This is a genomic window from uncultured Leifsonia sp., from assembly GCF_945957465.1.
GTDB lineage: Bacteria > Actinomycetota > Actinomycetes > Actinomycetales > Microbacteriaceae > Leifsonia.
The window spans coordinates 1-20,348 of the sequence record NZ_CAMFLC010000025.1; the positions used below are offsets into that span (position 1 = coordinate 1).

A 20,348-nucleotide genomic window follows, 5' to 3' on the forward strand; every position below is an offset into this window, starting at 1 on the left:
CCACAGCCTGACTCAGCTCGTATACGCCCAACCTTGATACGCAGGGTTACCAGTAAAGCACGGCCCGGCGTTCCCCTACGTTTCGCTCTGTGCTGCGGCGGCTCCGTTCCGGATGCTTCTGCGAGTCATGCACAGCCAGCTCAGATTGCCGCTCTGTCACGAACTTCGCCCTCTTCAGCACCCTGACAATGTGAGCGACGGCACCGTGCTGTCCCGACTCGTTGAGGTGTTGGAGTCAATCAGTCCTGGTGGCTGTCGCCACCGTGGTCGTCGTCGTCCTCGAGCAGCATGCCGACAGAGGTGGCGCAAGCGTCGCCCTTCCATGCCTCGATACCTTCTCGGATCGCGAAGACGGCGATGACAAGGCCAGCGATTGCGTCCGCCCACCACCAGCCGAAGAGCGTGTTGACCAACAGGCCGACCAGCACGGCGGCCGAGAGGTAGGTGCAGATCAGGGTCTGCTTGGAGTCAGCAACCGCGGACGCGGAACCGAGCTCGCGGCCGGCACGGCGTTCAGCGAGCGAGAGGAACGGCATGACGACGACGCTGAGCGCCGTGAGTGCCATCCCGACCGGAGAGTGATGGACGTCCACGCGGGCCAGCAGTGTTAGTAGGGAGCTGGCGGTGACGTACAGCGCCAGGGCGAAGAAGGCGATCGCGATCACTCGCAGCGTCGGCTTCTCCCAGCGGACGGGATCGCGCCGGGTGAACTGCCAAGCCACCGCACCGGCAGAGAGAACTTCGATTGCGGAATCCAGACCGAAGCCGATGAGGGCGCCGGAGGATGCTGCGCTGCCGGCGCTGATGGCGACGACGGCTTCGATGAGGTTGTAGCCGATGGTCGCGGCGACGATCCACCGGATGCGGCGCTGCAGGATGGTCGTGCGGTCGGCGGTGGAACTGACGCTCATGCGCAGCTGCACTCCTCCCCCTCGCAGCAGCCGGGTTCGACGAACAGTGTCACCCGCAGCAGCTCGTCGAGCGCGGGAGCGATGTGGCCGTCGGCGAGCCGATACCAGGTGCGCCGACCCTCCGGGATTGCTTCCACTAGTCCGCAGCCGCGCAGGCACGCGAGCTGGTTCGACATCACCTGGCGCGAGACCCCCAGGGCGTCAGCCAGGTCGGACGGGAACGCGGGGGCCTCACGAAGCGAGAGGAGGATGCCGACGCGGGTGGGGTCGGACAGTGCGTGGCCGAACCGTGCCAGCGCGGCGGTGTGGGTGACCGTCGCGGCGGGAGCGATGTTCGTCATGTCATCGATAGTACAGCGATCGCTGAATCCTCCGTCCGGCAGAAGCAGCTGGAGTCGCCTGCGCCGCTGTGCACGTGGCCCCTCCTCCGTTACTCGGGTGTCTCCGCTCACGACTGACGAGTCGACCGTTCCGCCGGTGATGGTCGGGCATTCCCGAGGCGGTCTGCCGCTCGACGAAGGTGAAGGCCTGGATGAACCCCAGAGCTGTCATGCGACCGCGGCAAACCGCTTGCCGGCCAAACCGAACCGGAAAATAGCCGTTGACCGGCTATTTCTATCGAATGCTCGCAGTGATGCCGCGGACGCCTTCCGAGGTCCGTCCCGACGTGCCGCTACCGTGCCACCACCACGAAGCGGAGGCGACAGTGCGAACTTTCCCTGGGGCGAAGACGAACACACCTACGGCCGGACACGGACGTCGGCGTTACGTGCCGGAGCGCAGCGCCACGGGGTGGCGGCGAGCGCTCGCAGCCCTCGTGGCCGTGCTCCTGGCGTTGGCCGGACTGGTTGCCACAACCCAGACGGCGAACGCCGCGACGACCCAGTCCTGCGGATACGCGACGGCGGGTACCGCGACGTACGCGCGAACGCTCTGCTGGTTCAACATGGCCGGCTACGATGCGGCCACCGCCAAGGATCCTGCCGGTCAGGACATGATCACGACCATACCGGGCACCGGCGGCTACAAGCTGTATTACACCATTCATCAGAACTCCAACCGACCTCCGGCGGCGACGTCGTTCCCCACGTGGTCGGGCGCGTTCCTCGGGCGCGGCACGAACGGCAACTACACAGGAGTGCCCGGGCTGCCCGCCCTCTACCAGGTTGTCGGCGGCGGTGGCAGCGGCGGTGGCGACACCCTGCTCGAACTGGACAACATCAGAGTCACCGACGGTGCGGGCAACCCGGTGACGGCCTTCTCGATGGTGGGAGCCGACGCCGAGGCCACGGACACCGGGGAGGCGATGCGATTCACCTCGGACAAACCACTGCGACAGATCGGTCCGCTCGGGAACGCCTGTCCTGGTGAGTTCTCCGGTGTGGGAACCACGACGGTCTTCTGCTCGAGCGACGACGCTGTCGGCCGGTCCGGCACAGCCATGCTCGCCGCCGACAACCCGACACGGATCGGGATCGACATGCTCACGAAGCAGCGGCAGGGCGTCGCCTTCGGAATTCTGCTGTCGAAACTCCAGCTCAACAAGACCGTCGCCAGCCGGATGAATCCGTCGGATGCGTTCGGCATCACCGTCGCCCGCGGAGACGGCACCGTGCTCCAGTCGCGCAACACCGGTACGGGCGCGACCGCGACCACCGGCGAGGTGACCACGATCGGGTCGGGGGCGGGCGCTCCCTTCACACTGTCGGAGACCGCGACATCAGGTTCGCTCGGCGATTACAACGAATCGTGGGCCTGTACGCGCAACGGGGCGGCTGATCCGGCGCTCCCGTCCGGCGCGGCCGGGTCTTCGGCTACGGTGACCGTCGCCATCGGCGATTTCGTCGACTGCCGCATCACCAACACGGCACTGCAGGGAAGCCTGAGCCTGCAGAAGATCGCCGGTCCGGTGACCGACGTGAACGGCAATGGTGTGCGCGACGCGGGCGACACCATCTCCTACACCTTCGTCGTCGAGAACACCGGAGCGGTGACGATGAACAACGTCGCGGTCAGCGATCCGCTGATCGGCGCTGTCACGTGCCCGACCACGACCCTGGCTCCCGGGGCCTCCACGACCTGCTCCTCCGTCACCCGCTACACCTTCACGGCGGCGAACGTGGCCGCCGGCCAGTTCACCAACACCGCCACGGCCGCGGGGACTCCCCAGGGCGCCACGTCACCGATCAACTCGAACACCTCCGCCACCACGACCACGCTGGAAGCGCCGAAGGCCTCCTTGTCGCTGACCAAGTCGGTCGCCCCGACGGACGTCGGGGCGCCGGGCGATGCGGTGACCTACACGTATCGGGTGACCAACACGGGCAACGTGGACATCAGCGCGCTGTCGATCGCGGAGACCTCGTTCTCGGGTTCGGGTCCCGCCCCCAGCCCGGTGTGCCGCGTGACATCGCTGGCGCCGGGCACGTCGACCGACTGCACCGCGGCCTACACGGTGACGCAGGCGGATTTCGACGCAGGATCGGTGTCCAACACGGCTCACGCGTCGGGCACCGACCCGTCGAGCGGGACGGTGGACTCCCCCGACTCGACCGCCAAACTCACCGCGACGCCGACGCCTCGACTCTCTCTCGAGAAGTCCGTCGCGCCCGATGACGCCGCATCGTTCGTCGTCGGACAGCAGCTCACGTATTCCTTCGTGCTCACCAACACGGGAAGCGTGACCCTGACGAATCTCGACGTGAGCGAACAGAACTTCACCGGCACGGGAGGCGCCGTGAACCCGGTCTGCCCGGCGAGCGCGCCGGTGCCGCCGCAGGGTCAGGTCGTGTGCACCGCGACGTACACGCTGACCCAGGCTGACATCGATCGGGGCGAGGTGCTCAACTCCGCGACGGCGGTCGGCGCGGCTCCCGGCGGCGCTGCTGTCAACTCACCGCTGTCGTCCGTGAGCGCGCCGGGCAACCCGGCACCTGCTCTCACCGTCGTGAAGACCGCGTCGCCCGGCACGGTGTCCGCTGCGGGAGACACGGTCACCTACGACTTCGCCGTCGAGAACACCGGCAACGTGACGATGAAGAACGTCGTCGTCAACGAGACGGCGTTCTCCGGGAGCGGTCCGGCGCCGGTCGTCACCTGCCCCGCTGCGGCCGCGAGCATGCTCCCGGGCGAACGGGTCGTCTGCACGGCCATCTACACCCTCACGCAGACCGATGCCGATCAGTCGCAGCTGACGAACACGGCCACCGCCACGGGAACGCCCCCCTCGTCGGCGGGTGGCCCTGTGACCAGTCCCCCGTCGACCGCGACCGTCACCGTCGCCGAGAACCCGGCCCTCGAACTTGTCAAGACGGCGAGCCCCTTGCAGACGACGGCTGCCGGCGAGACCATCACCTACTCGTTCGCGGTGAGGAACACCGGCGATGCGACGGTCAGCGGAATCGGCATCGCAGAAGGCGCGTTCTCGGGCACGGGACCGGCACCGGTCGTGACGTGTCCCGCCGGCGCGGCCTCCCTCGCGCCGGGAGCCACGGTGACGTGTACGGGAACGTACACGGTGACGCAGGCCGACGCGGACGCCGGCCGGATCGACAACAGCGCAACCGCCGACGGCAGATCGCCCGCGGGCGCGTCGGTGGTGTCGGACGAGTCCTCGAACACCGTCCCGATCATCGCGTCGCCGGCGGTCACCCTCCAGAAGACCGCCTCCGTGGGGAACGTTACGGCAGCGGGCCAGATCATCACCTACAGCTTCCTGGTGACCAACACCGGCAACGTGACTCTGCACAGTTCCGACATCATCGAGACGCGCTTCACGGGTCGAACCGTGCTGAAGCCCGTCTGCCCTCCCGGTATCAGCTCGCTGGCACCCGGCGAGAATATCGTCTGCACCGCCGACTACACGGTGACGCAAGCGGACATGGACGCCGGCCACATCGTGAACAACGCCGCCGTTTCGGGTGAGACGCCGAGCGGTGTCCCGATCACCACGCCGGAGTCACGAATCGATGTCACAGCGCAGGCCGCTCCGGCGCTGACGGTGGAGAAGTCGGCTTCGCCCACATCGATCACGGCCGCCGGCCAGACGGTGACCTACTCTTACCTGATCACGAACACCGGAAACGTGACCTTGACCGATGTGGACGCAGTTGAAGGCGCGTTCACGGGCACGGGACCGACGCCCGTCGTGACGTGCCCCGCGGGAGCCGCCTCACTCGCTCCCGGTGCCACCGTGACCTGCACCTCGACCTACGTCGCGACCCAGGCCGACGTCGACACCAAGTACGTCACCAACACGGCCACCGCCCACGGCTCACCGCCCGGGGGCGGGTCGCCCGTCGACTCGGAGCCCTCGACCACGACGTTCACCGTCATCGCTTCGCCCGACCTGACCATCGTCAAGTCGGCCGACCCGTCGACGATCACGCGGTCAGGTGAGCTCGTGACGTACAGCTTCCTGGTCAGGAACACCGGGAATCTGACGATGTCGAACATCGAGGTGATCGAAGGAAGCTTCACCGGCACGGGCACCGCGCCCGTGGTCGACTGCCCCGCCGGACCCATCCAGCTGGCGCCGAACGACACGGTCACGTGCACGGCGACGTACACCGCCACGCAAGAGGATGTGGACGCCGGGAGGGTCGACAACACCGCCAGCGTGCAGGGCGCCCCTCTGAGCGCACCGGACACCCCCCTCCAGTTCGGACCGGCCGAGAACTCGGTCGATGCGCCGCCCCAGCCGGCGCTCCGCATCGTCAAGTCGGCCTCTCCGTCCGATCGGGCATCGTACGTCGCAGGCGCTGACATCACCTACACGTTCGTGGTGACCAACACCGGCAACGTGACGATCGACGACGTGCAGGTCGCGGATTCGGGCTTCACCGGCTCCGGCCCGGCGCCGACCGCCGACTGCTCCGGAGGCCCGACCACGCTCGCTCCGGGCGATCAGCTCACGTGCACGGCCGCATACACCGTCACACAGGCCGACGCCGACGCGGGCGGGATCAGCAACACCGCCGCCGCCAGCGGCCTACCGCCGGCGGGAGGCGAACGCATCTCCAGCGAGCCTTCGACAGTGGTGCTCCCCCACGACAGCGCGCCGGCGCTCGAGCTGGTCAAGACCGCGGCCGTCTCCGAATCCTCCATCGCCTACCGGTTCGCGGTGACGAACACCGGCAACGTCACGGTCCGCAACGTGACCATCGCGGAGGGGGCCTTCACCGGCACCGGCGCCTTCCCGGGCATCGACTGCCCGTCGGGAGCGAGCGCACTTGCGCCGGGAGAAGCGATCGTGTGCACGGCGACCTACACCCTGACGGCTGCGGACCGCGGTGCGGGAGAGATCAGCAACACAGCGACAGCGGGAGGCGACAGCATCGGTGGAGCGGTGAACTCGTCACCATCGACGGCGCGAGTGACTCTCGCGGGCCTTCCCGCGCTCGCCCACACGGGTCTCGACATCGGCGACATCCTCTGGCTCGCGACCATCCTGGTCGGCATCGGCGGACTGATCGCGGGCGGCGCCTACCTCCGGCGACGCCGGACCTGAGGCACGCGGTACGGCGGCGGTCGCGACGTGACGTCGCGCCGCCGGCGCTCCGCGCTTCGAGAGCTCTTGGCCGCCGTAGCTGAGGAATGGAGCACTCTCGGCGTCGCCCGGCCCGACCCGGTCAGGCACGCCCAGCCCGTCTCACCGCTGCCGCACCCCGTACGTCACGTGCGTCGCCCGCTTCGTCGGCACGACTGTGCGCTGGTCGAGCGCGATGCGGGATGCGTCGATCCCGCCGAAGAGCTGAACGCCGGTGCCGAACAGCACCGGCGCGAGGGCGATGGTGAACTCGTCGACGAGGCCGGCGTTCAGGTATTGCAGAATCGTCTCGCCTCCGCCGGCGATCCGCACGTCCCGCTCCCCCGCCGCCGCTCGCGCTTGATCGAGGGCGGATCGGATGCCGTCGTTCACGAATCGGAAGACCGTGCCGCCCGGGCGCTCCCAGGGGTCACGCTGCTCGTGGGTCAGGACGTATACGGGTGTGTGGAACGGCGCGTTCTCGGGCCACATCTGCTCCCCGGCGTCGAACATCCGTCTGCCCATGACGCTCGATCCGGTCCGTTCGAAGGTCGCTCGGGCGATGTCGTTGTCGGGACCCTCCTCGCCGCCCGCGCCGAGCCCGAGATTCTCGCGGAAGAAGCGCGTGGGGAACACCCAGTGCTGCAGCTCCATCCACTGCCGCCCCATCAGCTCGTCCGGCGAGTCCGGCGCGATGTACCCGTCGAGGGACATCGACACGCTGAAATAGACGCGACCGCTCATCGCTCCGCTGCTTCCCCGCGGAGGTACTGCGCGACGTAGGCGGCCAGGTGGGCGAGCGTCTGCCCGCCGGCCTCGACCGCGTGATACTTCTCGACCGCCTCGTCGCGCAGCTCGCGCGTGGGGAAGACCGTTCGCATCTCCAGCCGGGTGGCGCCGCCCTCCGGCTCGAAGGTCAGCACGGAGGTGAACGTTTCCGGGTCGTCGCGGTACGCGCCGTGGCGGAGGGCGATCCGCGCGGGCGGGTCGATCTCCGTCCACGAGATCCACTCCGTGTAGTCGGTCCCGTCCGGTCCGTGCATCACGAAGACCCACTCCCCGCTCACACGGAACTCGAACGCCTCCGTCGTCGTCGTGAACCCGTCGGGGCCCCACCAGTGCGAGAGGTGGCGCTCCTCGGTGAACGCCTCGAACACCAGCTCCCTCGGCGCATCGATCCGTCTGCTGATGACGATCTCCCGCTCGGCCGCGGCATGCCGCGCCGTCGAGGACTGATCCGTCGTGCTCATGTCCTACTGCTCTCCCTGTCGTTCCCGCTTCAGTTCCTGTACATAGGCATCGAGCCGCTCGAAACTCTCGTTCCAGAACTGCTCGAACCCGCCGGTCCACTCGTGCACGGCACGCAGGCCGCTTGCGTCGAGACCGTAGACCCGCTGTTTTCCCTCGCGGCGATCGCGCACGAGTCCCACCTCGCGCAGCACCCGCAGATGCTTGGATGCTCCCGGCTGCGGAAGTCCGAGTTCGAGCGCGAGCTGAGCGACCGGCCGCTCCCCCGTTCGAAGCAGCGACAGGATCTCCCGCCGCCGGGGCTCCGCGATCGCGTTGAAGACGTCGGAGGTCGTCGCCGCTCGTGCCATGGTGCGATCATATACCCATATGGGTAGATAACAAGTCGCGTCCACTCTCAGGACGATCCGGGCGCTCCCGGACGTCAGTCGCCGTCGCTCAAGAAGTCCTCGTGGTGATATCCCTCGTCGTTCAGGATGGCGACCGTGGATTCCTCGACTTCGACGAACGCGCCGGGGAGGTCGTTGAGCGGTTCGGAGACCACGACTTTCGCCTTGTCGCCGAACATCTCGAGCCGCGCGGCGTCCGGATACATCTCGCGCAGTTCGGGAATGGCGACCGAGTGGTACAGGCTGCGGCTGCGGTGCGCGGTCGAATAGCGGAACGCCCACAGCGTCTCGCCGTCGGAGAGCGCGAGGGTCCCCTGCATCGGGAACCGGATGCCTTTGGCTCTGCCGACGTCTTCGACGCGGCGCACCGCCTTCGCCATCGCGCCGATCGGGTCGTCCTGCAGTCCGAGGGTCAGTGCGAGATAGAACAGCACCTCGGAGTCGGTGGTGCCGTGGATGAGCGGATACAGCGACTCGTCGACCGAGAACGTCAGGTCGCGCTTCATCTGAACGAATCCGTCGAGGAACCCGTTGTGCATGAACATCCAGTTCTCGTACCGGAACGGGTGGCAGTTCGTCTGCTGGATGGGCGGTCCGCCGGCAGCGCGGACGTGCCCGAAGAACAGCGGGCTGGCGATCGAGTCGGTGAGTTCCCGGAGGTTCTCATCGTTCCACGCCGGCTCGATCGAGTGGAAGAGCGCTGGGACGCTCCCCTTCTTCGAGCCCTCGGGATACCAGCCGAAGCCGAATCCGTCGCCGTTCACCGTCTCCGCCCCCAGCGGCGAGTTGAGCGACTGAGCGACGAGCGAGTGCTGAGCGTCCAGGATCAGGACGGCAGGCTTGAGCGCCTCCCCCGAGTATGCGAGCCATCGACACATGACCTCCACCTCTCCGGATCGAGCGGCTCGATCCGCGAGCACCATAACGCGCCGACCCGATCCACGGGAATGCCCGCTGGGTCTCGTGGGCTCAGGGTTTGCTCAAACTGATATGTCACACTTGTAGTGCGGAATACCCGTCCGCTATAACCCGCTCCCCGAGACCGAGACGAGGCTCACCCGTGCTCCGATTCACGCCGTTCTCCCACAACCTGACCGCCACCGGCCTGATCCTCGGGCTTGTGGCCACCTCGACCCTGACCGTCACGGTGACCCCCGCCGCCGCCTCGAGCTCACGCGCCACGCACGAATCGTCCGCTCCCTCGGCGCAGGGCCTCGTCGTCGGTGCGGAGGGCGACACCTCGGTCTTCGGCATCACACGGGACCAGGCCGGAGTCCGTGTCCCTCCGACACTCGTCCGGCCCGTAGAGGGCGCAGCCGTCTCGGACGGCTTCGGGCACCGCGAGGCCCCGACGGCCGGCGCGTCCGCCGATCACCCGGGCGTCGACTTCGCGGCGCGTGAGGGAACGACAGTGCGCGCCGCTGCGACAGGCGTCGTCAGCGCCGTGGTCGCGGAGGACCACGGCGGCTGCGGCGTGAACATCGCGATCGATCACGTGGTAGGCGGCCGGAGCGTCACCACGGTCTACTGCCACCTCGCCGAGGGCTCCGTGCGCGTTGCGCCCGGCCAGAGCGTTGTCGTCGGCGACCCGATCGCCGGCGTCGGCAACACCGGTATCTCCACTGGAGCGCACCTCCACTTCGAGGTGCGTCCTGGAGGCGGGGCGCCGATCGACCCGCTCGCCTGGTTCGCTGCGTTCGCGGCCTGACGCGGCGGATCCGACCGGCGCCTCACCCCGGGCGCGCGAGCGTGTCGGCCCGCCCATTCTGCGCCGACCCCGGCCGTGTCGGCCCATCATGCGTGGGTACCACGACGACAGGACACGCCTGATCGTGCGCGAGATGGGCGGCGACCGAACCGCCGAGCCACTCCTCGAGCGCCCTCTCGACGCCTCGGCCCCGCGTGCCGACGACCAGGAGCCGAGCGCCGAGCTCGGCGGCGACGCGTCCCAGCGCTTTCGACGGATCACCGGCGAGGATGCGCAGGGTCCAGGGCGGCTCGACCCCGTCGGCGTGGGAGGACGTCAGCGCGGCCCCGATCGCCGCGGCCAGCTCCAGGGCGACGCGCTCGTCCTCCGAAGCGACGTCCGCGGGGTGCAGCGAAGCATCCTCGCGCATGTCGGCGCGATCCCACTCCGTGAGATAGCTGTCCTCGGTGACATAGGCGCACACCAGCGGACGGCCGAGGGCCACGGCGAGCCGCGCGGCCTCCTGCACCACGGCCACGGACTGGTCGGGATGGACGCCGACGACGACCGCCCCGTGCGAATCTTCGACACTCATGGTCGGCGGCCTCCGCCGGGGAGGCGCCGGCTCAGGCCGCTGGCCCGGAGCCGGCGATGTTGACGAGCCATTGCACGCCGAACCGGTCGATCAGCATGCCGAAGCTGTCACCCCACGGCGCCTTGGAGAGCGGCTCGAGTACGGTTCCGCCTTCGGACAGCTTGTCGTAGTAGCCGGAGAGCTGGGCCTCGTCGTCGCCGCTCAACGACACCGAGATCTGTGACCCTTCCTTCAGTTCCATGTGCGCCGGCACGTCGGCGGCCATCAGCGTGAAGCCGGCGTCCGTCGTCAGCTGCGAATGCATGATCAGATCGGCGTCCGACGGGTCCTGGCTCATGCCGTACTCCGCGAAGGTGCTCTGCTGGAGCGATCCTCCGAACACCGATCGGTAGAAGTCCATCGCCTCGCGGGCCTGGGTGCGGAAGTTGAGGTACGGGTTGAGGATCGATGCCATCGTGGGACCTCCTTCGTGCGGCCGCTCGGCGCGCCCGCTCACGCACAGCGTACCCAGCGAGGCGGCGTGAGCGGGAGGGTCAGTCGCGGGCCTGAGGCCGGCCGGCAGGCAGCTCGAGGAGGCCGCAATCGGGTCCGTGATGGTGTCCCGGGTCGGGCACGACCAGCAACGGACGCAGCTGGTCGTGCGCGAGCCGCGATGACACGGAACCGCTCGTGAAGTGATCGAAGACGCGATCGATCCCGCGTCGCCTGCCGCCGACGACGATGAGACGGGCCTCGGTCGCGTCGGCGAGCCCGGCCAGCTCTCCGGCGACATCGCCGGAGAGGACGCGGATCCGCCAGTGCGGGCGCGTCTCGAGAGCATCCAGCGCGGACCGGAGCGCTGAGATCAGGTCCGTCGCGAGGTCGTCCTCCGACGAACCGTCTTCGAAGTCGGCCGAGACCTCGAAATGCTCCGGGCGGTCCCACCCGGTCGAGACCACCTCGGCGGCCACGTACGCGCAGACGAGCTCACGGCCGAGCTCGACGGCGAGCCGGGCGCCGTGCAGGAGGACGTCGATCGGCTGGCCGAGGTGGACGCCGACGATGACCGGACCGCCGTCGGGACGGGGTGGATGAGAGGCGTCGGACGGTGCAACGGATGGTTCGGGTTCGCGGTCGCGTTCCGGCTCGCTCGGGCGGGGATGGGACACGGCGTCCTCCTGCAGTTCGTTCGGGCACCCGTGGCGCCCCGGATCGATGCGGAAACAGTAGACCGTGCCGGGCGTGGGCGGCTCCCTGTGGCGTCTCCGGGACGCTCACCGCCGGTACGCGTCCACGATCAGTTCACCCCGGATCTCCCCCAGGGCGGACAGGATGCGGTCGACGACCGCGTCCGTCACGCCCGAGGCCTCCACATCGAACGGGCCGAGCGCCGAGAGCGGCCGGCAGCGCACGCGCACGACCTCCCACCCCACAGCGCGGAGCAGACGGTCCTTGCGGCGGTCGGATGCCTCACGCGGCCCGACGTGCTCCAGCCCGTGCCGGCCAATCGTGTCGTACTCGACTGCCACCCGCAGCTCGGGGATCACGATGTCGGGCCAGACCTCCAGGTGGTCGTAGAACGGTCGCGCCACCCGAACGGCATTGCATTCGAGGTCCACGGCCAGGCGCTCGGCGACGCGCCGTCGCAGCTCCGGTTCGGCTGCCGACGCCGGGCGCGGCGCCCGGTCGCTTCGGAACGCCTGCCCGACCGGCACTCCCGCGGCACCCCCGCGGGCGTTGCGGCACACCGGGCATCGGCGGCCGCCCAGGATCCGCTCCACAGTGGCCGCATAGGCCGGATGACCTTCCGGACACTGCCACGAGTAGCGGGCCGCGGTTCCGTTCTCACGCGACAGCGCGACGCGCGATGCCGGTGCCGCCAGTGCGACGAGCTCCTCGCGGCTCAGCGCGGTGCGGTCCAGACGCCGACACAGGTAGCAGCGGTCGTCGTCCGGATCGCTCTCGATCCTGCGCGGATCGCGCGCGTGCCCGCAGATATGGACACCGGCGTCGGGATCGGGCCGGCGGACCCGGCCGGGCGCGGCGAGCTCCGCGCACCACGGGCACCAGGCGGATCGCCTGCGCGTGCCTCCCGGGCGGGATCGCTGTTCCTGGGGTGTCGCGATGAATCGATGCCCCGCGTCGCACTCCCATTGCACGTAGACGTCGGCCGCCGGCGGGATCTGGCTGAGGACCACCCCGGCGTTCAGCTCGGGATGGAACTGCCGCACGAGTGCGGGATAGCGCTGCCAGTCGGCGCGGTAGGTGCCCACCGCGTACGGGACGGCGGCTCCTTTGGACCACTGGCGGCGCGCCCACCACTGCGGGACGCTCTCGGTCACGTCACCCCGTTCTTCACACGGATACCGTACGAGCGGCCGCCGACACCCGGCCGGCGCGGCGGTTCAGAGCAGGAACGGGACGATCGCTCGACGATCGGCCGGATAGTCGCGGAAGGTCTCGCGGTACCAGCGGTGATTGGCCATGGCGCGCGGGGCCAGGTTCGCGGTGGTGTACAGCGCGAACGCGAGCCCGGCGAGGGACCAGGTCGCGATCGCCCAGCCGAACCACTCCACGATCTCGCCGAGGTAGTTCGGGCTGGAGACGAACCGGAAGCCGCCTCCGCGCGGGATGCTGTAGCCCGTCGATCCGCGCCGCAGCCGGCGCAGGATCCGATCGGAGCCGAGGTTGAGGGCGTAGCCGGCCGCGAACAGTGCGAGGCCGGTCCAGAAGCGCGGATCGACGAGCCAGCTGGTCGCGTAATCTCCGTACTCGGACACCCAGCGGGCGTTGACCCACGCGTTGAGCAGGTTGAACAGGATGGCGAGCAGCATCACCAGCACCGGCATCCGCGAGCCCGACCGCATCACGAACGGGTAGACGAAGGCGCGCTGGACGTAATGAACCTGCCAGAGCAGCAGGAACAGCAGGGGCACGGTATCGGCGCGGTGGGAACCGAGCAGGTAGAAGCCGAGGAAGGCGAGACTGGCCGGGGCCTCCATGACGACCCAGCCGACCCGCGAAGGAACGGTCGGCCCCCAGCCGGAACGACCGTGCCGGCCTCCGTAGGGCGCCACGATGAACAGCAACGCAACGAAGGTGACCGCGGCCAGAACGAGCTCGGCCCCGACGAACCAGGCGTACGCACCCTCGGGCATGGCGACAGTTTAGAGGCGGAGCACGAGGAGCGTGGGCACTGACAGAGGTGGGCCCTGCCGGGATCGAACCGACGACATCCACGGTGTAAACGTGGCGCTCTACCAGCTGAGCTAAAGGCCCGTGCGACTCAACCCTAGCGGGTGCGCCCGTTCAGACGCGTGCCGGCAACAGGTCGAGCGCGGCGCGGTACGCCTCGATCGAGCGGGCCTCCCCCGGTGCCGTGATGAACGACGCGCGGATGATGCCGGACTCGTCGATGAGGAAGGTCGCGCGGTTCGCGAAGCCCTTCTCCGGCAGGAAGACGCCGTACTCTTTGGCGGTCTCGCCGTGGGGCCAGAAGTCCGCGAGCAGGCTGAAGTCGTAGCCCTCCTGCTCGGCCCACGCACGCAGCGTGTACTTGGAGTCGACCGAGATCGCCAGGAGCTCGACGCGGTGGTCCTGGAACATCGACAGGTTGTCACGCAGGGCGCACAGCTCGCCGGTGCAGGTGCCGGAGAAGGCCAGCGGGAAGAAGACGAGCGCCACAGCCTTCGTGCCGCGGAAATCGCTCAGCCTGACCGATCGGCCGTGCTGGTCGAGCAGTTCGAAGTCGGGTGCCTGGGTGTCGTTCTCCAGAGCCATGAGGCGGTGTCCTTTCAGCGCGACGGGCACGGTACTGCCGCCGGCGCACGAGGACACAGCATAGACCCGGTCGGCGACGGGTCCAACCGTGCCCTCGGCTCCCCGCGGTCACCCGCTGCCTCGACTTGCGGCTAGGCTGAACGATGGTGCCCGCAATACGTCGTGACCCGACCAGCGGATGCGCGCCTTCCACGATCCGTCCGACACAAGAAAGAGGTCGAGGGTGACTGTAAACGACCAGGACCCGTACTCGGTGAATAACATCGATTCGGACCCCGAGGAGACCGCCGAGTGGCGTGAATCCCTCGATGCACTGGTTGCGGCACACGGCCATGAGCGCGCTCGCGAGATCATGCTGAGCCTGCTGAAGCGTTCGAAGGAACTGCACCTCGGCGTGCCGATGGTGCCGACCACCGACTACATCAACACCATCTCCCCCGAGAACGAGCCGGAGTTCCCCGGCGACGAGGAGATCGAGCGCCGTTACCGGGCGTGGATCCGCTGGAACGCAGCCATCCTCGTGCACCGGGCACAGCGTCCCGGCATCGCCGTCGGCGGCCACATCTCGACGTACGCGTCGAGCGCCGCCCTCTACGAGGTCGGCTTCAACCACTTCTTCCGCGGCCAGGACCACCCCGGCGGCGGCGACCAGATCTTCGTGCAGGGGCACGCCTCCCCCGGCACTTACGCCCGCGCCTTCCTCGAGGGCCGGCTCAGCGCCGACCAGCTCGACGGCTTCCGTCAGGAGAAGTCGCACGCCGGCGGCGGCCTCTCGTCGTACCCGCACCCTCGGCTCATGCCCGGATTCTGGCAGTTCCCGACGGTTTCGATGGGCCTCGGTCCGATCAATGCGATCTACCAGGCGCAGCTCAACAAGTACCTCACCAACCGCGGCATCAAGGACGCCTCCGACCAGCACGTCTGGGCGTTCCTCGGCGACGGCGAGATGGACGAGGTCGAGTCGCGCGGTCAGCTGCAGGTCGCGGCGAACGAGAAGCTCGACAACCTGACCTTCGTCATCAACGCCAACCTGCAGCGCCTCGACGGCCCCGTCCGCGGCAACGGCAAGATCATCCAGGAGCTGGAGAGCTACTTCCGCGGCGCCGGCTGGAACGTCATCAAGGTGATCTGGGGCCGTGAGTGGGACGACCTGCTCGCCCGCGACACCGACGGCGCCCTGGTCAACCTGATGAACCAGACGCCCGACGGCGACTACCAGACCTACAAGACCGAGAACGGCGCCTACGTGCGCGAGAACTTCTTCGGCCGCGACCCGCGCACGCTCGAACTGGTCAAGGACTACACCGACGACCAGGTCTGGAACCTGAAGCGCGGCGGCCACGACTACCGCAAGGTCTACGCGGCCTTCAAGGCGGCCGTGGAGCACAAGGGCCAGCCCACCGTCATCATCGCGAAGACCATCAAGGGCTACGGCCTCGGTCCGTCGTTCGAGGGCCGCAACGCGACCCACCAGATGAAGAAGATGACGCTGGACAACCTCAAGACGTTCCGCGACGCGATGCGCATCCCGATCACCGACGCGCAGCTGGAGGAGAACCCGTACCTGCCCCCGTACTACAACCCGGGGCCGCAGGACGAGGCCATCCAGTACCTGCACGAGCGCCGCGCAGCGCTCGGCGGCTACGTGCCGGAGCGTCGTGTGAAGTACACGCAGCTCAACCTCCCGGACGACTCGGCCTACGCCATCGCGAAGAAGGGCTCCGGCACGCAGGAGATCGCCACCACGATGGCGTTCGTCCGCCTGCTGAAGGACCTGCTGCGCGCGAAGGACTTCGGCCACCGCATCGTCCCGATCATCCCGGACGAGGCCCGGACCTTCGGCATGGACGCGTTCTTCCCGAACGCGAAGATCTACAACCCGAATGGCCAGCACTACACCTCGGTCGATCGGGAGCTCCTCCTGGCCTACAAGGAGAGCCCGCAGGGCCAGATCATCCACGTCGGCATCAACGAGGCGGGCGCTCTGGCGGCGTTCACCAACGTGGGTACGTCGTATTCGACGCAGGGCGAGCCGCTCATCCCGGTGTACGTCTTCTACTCGATGTTCGGCTTCCAGCGCACGGGCGATGCCATGTGGGCGGCCGGCGACCAGATGGCCCGCGGTTTCATGATCGGCGCGACGGCCGGGCGCACCACGCTCACGGGCGAGGGCCTCCAGCACGCCGACGGCCACTCCCTCGTGCTCTCGAACACCAACCCGGCCGTCGTCTCGTACGACCCCGCCTACGGCTACGAGATCGGCCACATCGTGCGCTCGGGCCTGGAGCGGATGTACGGCGAGTCGCACCCCGACCCCAACGTCATGTACTACCTCACGGTCTACAACGAGCCGATCGTGCAGCCGGCCGAGCCGGAGAACGTGGATGTGGACGGCATCGTCCGCGGCATCTACAAGCTCCGCGACGGCGCCGGCGAGGGCCCCAAGGCCCAGCTGCTCGCGTCGGGCGTCTCGGTGCCGTGGGCGCTCGAGGCCCAGCACCTGCTCGCGCAGGACTGGGGCGTCTCGGCGGACGTCTGGAGCGTCACGTCGTGGGGCGAGCTGCGCCGCGACGGCCTCAAGGCGGAGGAGCACAACTTCCTCTACCCGCAGCAGGAGAAGCAGGTGCCGTACGTCACCCGCAAGCTGCAGGGCGCCGAGGGTCCGTTCGTCGCCGTGACCGACTACATGCACGCTGTTCCCGACCAGATCCGCCAGTTCGTCCCGGGCGAGTACGCGACGCTCGGCGCCGACGACTTCGGCTTCTCGGACACCCGCGCCGCTGCCCGCCGGTACTTCAAGATCGACGGTCCGTCCATGGTCGTCCGCACCCTGGAGCTGCTCGCGGCTCAGGGCAAGGTGGACCCGAACGCCCCGGCGTGGGCCATCGAGAAGTACCTGCTGCACGACGTGAACGCCGGCACCACCGGTACCGCGGGCGGCGAGTCCTAGACCGCGGACCGTGCCGACGACACCGGAGAGGACGAAGTCCGAGACTCTTGCGTGGCTGCGCAAGATCTCGGGCGAACTCGCCACGACCACGCTGAAGCGGCTGGAGGACACGCTCCCCTGGTATCGGGACATGCCCCCCGGCCGTCGCAGCGCAGTCGGCCTGGTCGCCCAGGCGGGCATCTCCTCGTTCATCTCGTGGTTCGACGATCCGCGGTCGACTCCGTGGATCGCGGCCGACGTCTTCGGGGCGGCTCCACGTGAGCTGCTCCGGAGCGTCAGCCTGCAGCAGACCCTGCAGCTCATCAAGATCACCGTGGAGGTGGTCGAGGAGCGCGTGAAGAGCGGTGGCAACGAGGCGCTCAAGGAGGCCATCCTCCTCTACTCGCGCGAGATCGCGTTCGCCGCCGCCGATGTCTACGCGCGTGCCGCCGAGGCGCGCGGCCTGTGGGACGCCCGACTGGAGGCGCTGGTCGTCGACAGCATCCTCACCGGGGAGTACGACGACGAACTGCCGAGCCGGATCGCCGCGCTCGGCTGGCATGGCCACGGCGAGGTGAGCGTTCTCGTGGGGACGGCCCCCAAGATGCTCGACGTCGACCAGCTGCGCCGCACCGCGCGGCACATGTCGGCCGACGTGCTGATCGGCGTGCAGGGCAGTCGGCTGGTCCTGGTCATCGGCCGCGCCATCCCGAGCGACAGTGCTCCGGAGGACGCCATCGGCACCGCACCGATCATCAGCTTCCTGGAGATCGCGCAGCAGTTGGAGCCGGGTTTCGGCCCGGGGCACCTGGTTCTCGGCCACGAGGTCGCGAGCCTGGTGGACGCCTCCAAGAGCGCCAAGGCGGCTCTGGCCGGCTTCGCAGTGGCGAAGGCCTGGCGCAACTGCCCACGCCCGGTGCACGCCGACGACCTGCTGCCCGAACGGGCGCTGGCCGGCGACGGTCTCGCGCGGGCCACGCTCATCAGCCGGATCTACCGTCCCCTGCAGAGCTACTCCACGGAGCTCCTCACCACGCTGTGGTGCTATCTCGACAACGGGCGGTCGCTGGAAGCGACAGCCCGCGAGCTGTTCGTGCACCCGAACACCGTGCGCTATCGGCTCAAGCGTGTGTCAGAGGTGATCGGCTGGGACGCCACCGGCGCTCGCGAAGCGCTCATCCTGCAGGCCGCGCTCATCGTCGGCTCGATCAACGAGCCCGACGCGCCTCGACGGCACTGAGCACCGCTGTAGACATCCACAAAGCATCTGAGAATAGTTCGTACCCATCCGACACATCCGCTCGGCGGAAGATTGGCAGACTTGAACCCGTGATCGTCATCGTGTGCCCGGGACAGGGCTCCCAGACCCCCGGCTTCCTCGACCCGTGGCTCACCGAGCAGTCGTTCCGGGAGCAGCTCACCCGGATCTCCGACGCCGTCGGCATCGACCTCGTCGCGCACGGAACGGTGAGCGACGCCGACACGATCCGCGACACCGCGGTGGCCCAGCCGCTGATCGTCTCGGCCGGGCTGCTGACGCTCTCGGCCCTCTTCGCCGACGGCCGTCGTGACAGGATCGGCGGCATCGCCGGCCACTCGGTCGGCGAGCTGACGGCGGGAGCGGGCGCCGGTGTGCTGTCCGAGACCGACGCCGTCGCCTTCGTCCGCGAGCGCGGCGCCGCCATGGCCGCCGCCGCAGCGCAGGCTCGTACCGGCATGAGCGCCGTCATCGGCGCCGACGAGACCGAACTGCTCGCGACCCTGGAGTCGCTGGGCCTCTCCCCCGCCAACTACAACGGCGGCGGCCAGATCGTCGTCGCCGGCGATCTCGATGCTCTCGCCGCCCTCGCAGAGGCGCCGCCCGCGCGCGCACGGGTCATCCCGCTCGCGGTCGCCGGCGCCTTCCACACCCGCTACATGGCGCCCGCCGTTCCGGCCCTCGAGGCGTTCGCGGCCACGCTCACCACCAACGACCCCACGCTCCGGCTCTGGACCAACAAGGACGGTTCGGAGGTCGCCGACGGCGCCGAGTTCCTCCGCCTCCTCGTGGGCCAGGTGTCGTCGCCGGTCCGCTGGGACCTCGACATGCAGGCCTTCCAGGACGCCGGCGTCACCGGCATCATCGAGGTCGCTCCCGCCGGCGCGCTGGTCGGCCTCGCCAAGCGAGGACTGAAGGGCGTCCCCGCTGTCGCGGTCAAGACCCCCGACGACCTGCCCGCCGCTTTCGACCTCATCGACCAGGCCGCCTAGGAGAGAACCCGATGACCCACCCCACTCTGCAGCAGGCCCACGGTCCGCAGTACACCCGCATCCTCTCGATCGGCGCCGCTCGGGGCGACCTGGTCGTGCCGAACGACGACCTCGTCGGCCCCATCGACTCGTCTGACGAGTGGATCCGGCAGCGCACCGGCATCATCACCCGCACCCGCGCGAGCCACGACGTCGGTGCCGTCGACCTGGCGACGGAAGCTTCGAAGGAGGCCATCGAGAAGTCGGGCGTCGACCCGAAGCTCATCGACGCGGTCATCGTCGCCACGATCTCCAATCCGCAGCAGACGCCGTCGCTGGCGGCCGTGCTGGCCGACCGGGTCGGCGCGAACCCCGCGGCGGCCTACGACATGAACGCCGCCTGCGCGGGCTACGCTTACGCGGTCGCCCAGGCCGACGCCCTGATCCGAACCGGCCAGGCCCACTATGCGCTGGTGGTCGGAGCCGAGAAGCTGTCCGACGTCGTCGACCCGACCGACCGCACGATCTCGTTCCTGCTGGGCGACGGCGCGGGCGCCGTCGTGATCGGCCCGAGCGAGTTCCCCGGCATCGCGAAGACGGTCTGGGGATCCGACGGTTCGAAGGCCGGTGCCGTCGGCATGGGGAACACGCTCATCGAGTTCCGCGACGGCCAGGCACCCTGGCCGACACTCCGCCAGGACGGCCAGACGGTCTTCCGGTGGGCGGTATGGGAGATGGCCAAGGTCGCCAAGCAGGCGCTCGACGCCGCCGGCGTGACCCCGGACCAGCTCGCGGCCTTCATCCCCCACCAGGCCAACATGCGCATCGTCGACGAGTTCGCGAAGCAGCTGAAGCTTCCCGAGACCGTGGCGATCGCCCGCGACATCGAGACCACCGGCAACACGTCGGCCGCCTCCATCCCGCTGGCGACCCACCGGCTCCTCGAAGAGCACCCCGAACTCTCCGGCGGCCTCGCTCTCCAGATCGGCTTCGGTGCCGGTCTGGTGTTCGGCGCGCAGGTCGTCGTGCTCCCCTAGGGCCTGCCCTAGACTGATCAACGGTCAAAACGACACC

At 68.8% G+C, this 20,348-nt stretch carries 18 protein-coding genes and 1 tRNA gene; 6 read left to right on the forward strand and 13 right to left on the reverse strand.

The annotated features are described in order from the left end of the window. Positions 1 to 239: 239 nt before the first annotated feature. Both Q0Q23_RS12085 and Q0Q23_RS12090 read right to left on the reverse strand, forming a co-directional pair. Positions 240 to 911, reverse strand: a complete 672-nt coding sequence (locus Q0Q23_RS12085; protein WP_295123869.1) for a cation transporter — start codon at positions 909 to 911, stop codon at positions 240 to 242. Then, positions 908 to 1,252, reverse strand: a complete 345-nt coding sequence (locus Q0Q23_RS12090) for a helix-turn-helix transcriptional regulator (protein WP_295123873.1) — start codon at positions 1,250 to 1,252, stop codon at positions 908 to 910. Before Q0Q23_RS12090 ends, Q0Q23_RS12085 begins: the two co-directional genes overlap by 4 nt. A gap of 428 nt (positions 1,253 to 1,680) precedes the next feature. Here Q0Q23_RS12090 and Q0Q23_RS12095 point away from each other — a divergent pair, with 428 nt between their 5' ends. Beyond that, the gene (locus Q0Q23_RS12095; protein WP_295123876.1) at positions 1,681 to 6,420 is read left to right on the forward strand and encodes a hypothetical protein; all 4,740 of its coding nucleotides are present in this window, start codon (positions 1,681 to 1,683) and stop codon (positions 6,418 to 6,420) included. A 141-nt stretch (positions 6,421 to 6,561) separates the two neighbouring features. On the opposite strand, the gene Q0Q23_RS12100 is transcribed toward Q0Q23_RS12095, so the two are convergent. The 4 genes from Q0Q23_RS12100 to Q0Q23_RS12115 all read right to left on the reverse strand — a co-directional run bounded on the left by Q0Q23_RS12100 (position 6,562) and on the right by Q0Q23_RS12115 (position 8,953). After that, positions 6,562 to 7,182: a dihydrofolate reductase family protein gene (locus tag Q0Q23_RS12100; protein WP_295123879.1), complete on the reverse strand. Its 621-nt coding sequence runs from the start codon at positions 7,180 to 7,182 to the stop codon at positions 6,562 to 6,564. Further along, positions 7,179 to 7,688, reverse strand: coding sequence for an SRPBCC family protein (locus tag Q0Q23_RS12105; RefSeq protein ID WP_295123882.1), 510 nt, complete (start codon positions 7,686 to 7,688; stop codon positions 7,179 to 7,181). The genes Q0Q23_RS12100 and Q0Q23_RS12105 overlap by 4 nt, the downstream gene beginning before the upstream one ends. A gap of 3 nt (positions 7,689 to 7,691) precedes the next feature. Next, positions 7,692 to 8,036 (reverse strand): helix-turn-helix transcriptional regulator, encoded by a 345-nt coding sequence (locus Q0Q23_RS12110; protein WP_295123885.1) that lies wholly within the window; start codon positions 8,034 to 8,036, stop codon positions 7,692 to 7,694. Between the two features lie 74 nt (positions 8,037 to 8,110). Further along, a complete protein-coding gene (locus tag Q0Q23_RS12115) occupies positions 8,111 to 8,953 on the reverse strand; it encodes a class II glutamine amidotransferase (protein WP_295123888.1) in 843 nt (280 codons plus the stop codon). A 182-nt stretch (positions 8,954 to 9,135) separates the two neighbouring features. Between Q0Q23_RS12115 and Q0Q23_RS12120 the strand changes: the two genes are divergently transcribed. After that, positions 9,136 to 9,783, forward strand: a complete 648-nt coding sequence (locus tag Q0Q23_RS12120) for a M23 family metallopeptidase (RefSeq protein WP_295123891.1) — start codon at positions 9,136 to 9,138, stop codon at positions 9,781 to 9,783. Positions 9,784 to 9,805: 22 nt separating this feature from the next. Here the strand turns inward: Q0Q23_RS12120 and Q0Q23_RS12125 are convergent, their stop codons facing one another. The 7 genes from Q0Q23_RS12125 to Q0Q23_RS12155 form a co-directional block, all read right to left on the reverse strand. Further along, positions 9,806 to 10,357 (reverse strand): universal stress protein, encoded by a 552-nt coding sequence (locus Q0Q23_RS12125; protein ID WP_295123894.1) that lies wholly within the window; start codon positions 10,355 to 10,357, stop codon positions 9,806 to 9,808. A 31-nt stretch (positions 10,358 to 10,388) separates the two neighbouring features. Next, positions 10,389 to 10,811 carry a VOC family protein gene (locus Q0Q23_RS12130; RefSeq protein ID WP_295123897.1) on the reverse strand — a complete coding sequence of 141 codons (423 nt, stop codon included), beginning with the start codon at positions 10,809 to 10,811 and terminating at the stop codon, positions 10,389 to 10,391. A 79-nt stretch (positions 10,812 to 10,890) separates the two neighbouring features. Beyond that, complete coding sequence (locus Q0Q23_RS12135) at positions 10,891 to 11,505, reverse strand: universal stress protein (RefSeq protein ID WP_295123901.1); 615 nt, start codon at positions 11,503 to 11,505, stop codon at positions 10,891 to 10,893. A gap of 105 nt (positions 11,506 to 11,610) precedes the next feature. Continuing rightward, the gene (locus Q0Q23_RS12140) at positions 11,611 to 12,678 is read right to left on the reverse strand and encodes a hypothetical protein (protein ID WP_295123904.1); all 1,068 of its coding nucleotides are present in this window, start codon (positions 12,676 to 12,678) and stop codon (positions 11,611 to 11,613) included. A gap of 63 nt (positions 12,679 to 12,741) precedes the next feature. Continuing rightward, on the reverse strand, positions 12,742 to 13,494 hold the full coding sequence (locus Q0Q23_RS12145; RefSeq protein WP_295123907.1) for a methyltransferase: 753 nt from the start codon (positions 13,492 to 13,494) through the stop codon (positions 12,742 to 12,744). Positions 13,495 to 13,542: 48 nt separating this feature from the next. Continuing rightward, positions 13,543 to 13,615, reverse strand: a tRNA-Val gene (locus tag Q0Q23_RS12150). Positions 13,616 to 13,645: 30 nt separating this feature from the next. Beyond that, positions 13,646 to 14,116: a peroxiredoxin gene (locus Q0Q23_RS12155; RefSeq protein WP_295123910.1), complete on the reverse strand. Its 471-nt coding sequence runs from the start codon at positions 14,114 to 14,116 to the stop codon at positions 13,646 to 13,648. A 223-nt stretch (positions 14,117 to 14,339) separates the two neighbouring features. Between Q0Q23_RS12155 and aceE the strand changes: the two genes are divergently transcribed. The 4 genes from aceE to Q0Q23_RS12175 all read left to right on the forward strand — a co-directional run bounded on the left by aceE (position 14,340) and on the right by Q0Q23_RS12175 (position 20,311). Further along, entirely contained in the window at positions 14,340 to 17,066 is a 2,727-nt protein-coding gene (gene aceE / locus Q0Q23_RS12160) for a pyruvate dehydrogenase (acetyl-transferring), homodimeric type (RefSeq protein WP_295123913.1), read from the forward strand. A gap of 10 nt (positions 17,067 to 17,076) precedes the next feature. Beyond that, positions 17,077 to 18,285 (forward strand): CdaR family transcriptional regulator, encoded by a 1,209-nt coding sequence (locus tag Q0Q23_RS12165; protein WP_295123916.1) that lies wholly within the window; start codon positions 17,077 to 17,079, stop codon positions 18,283 to 18,285. Positions 18,286 to 18,374: 89 nt separating this feature from the next. Next, positions 18,375 to 19,295, forward strand: a complete 921-nt coding sequence (locus Q0Q23_RS12170) for an ACP S-malonyltransferase (RefSeq protein ID WP_295123919.1) — start codon at positions 18,375 to 18,377, stop codon at positions 19,293 to 19,295. Positions 19,296 to 19,306: 11 nt separating this feature from the next. Next, positions 19,307 to 20,311: a beta-ketoacyl-ACP synthase III gene (locus tag Q0Q23_RS12175; RefSeq protein ID WP_295123922.1), complete on the forward strand. Its 1,005-nt coding sequence runs from the start codon at positions 19,307 to 19,309 to the stop codon at positions 20,309 to 20,311. Positions 20,312 to 20,348 lie beyond the last annotated feature (37 nt).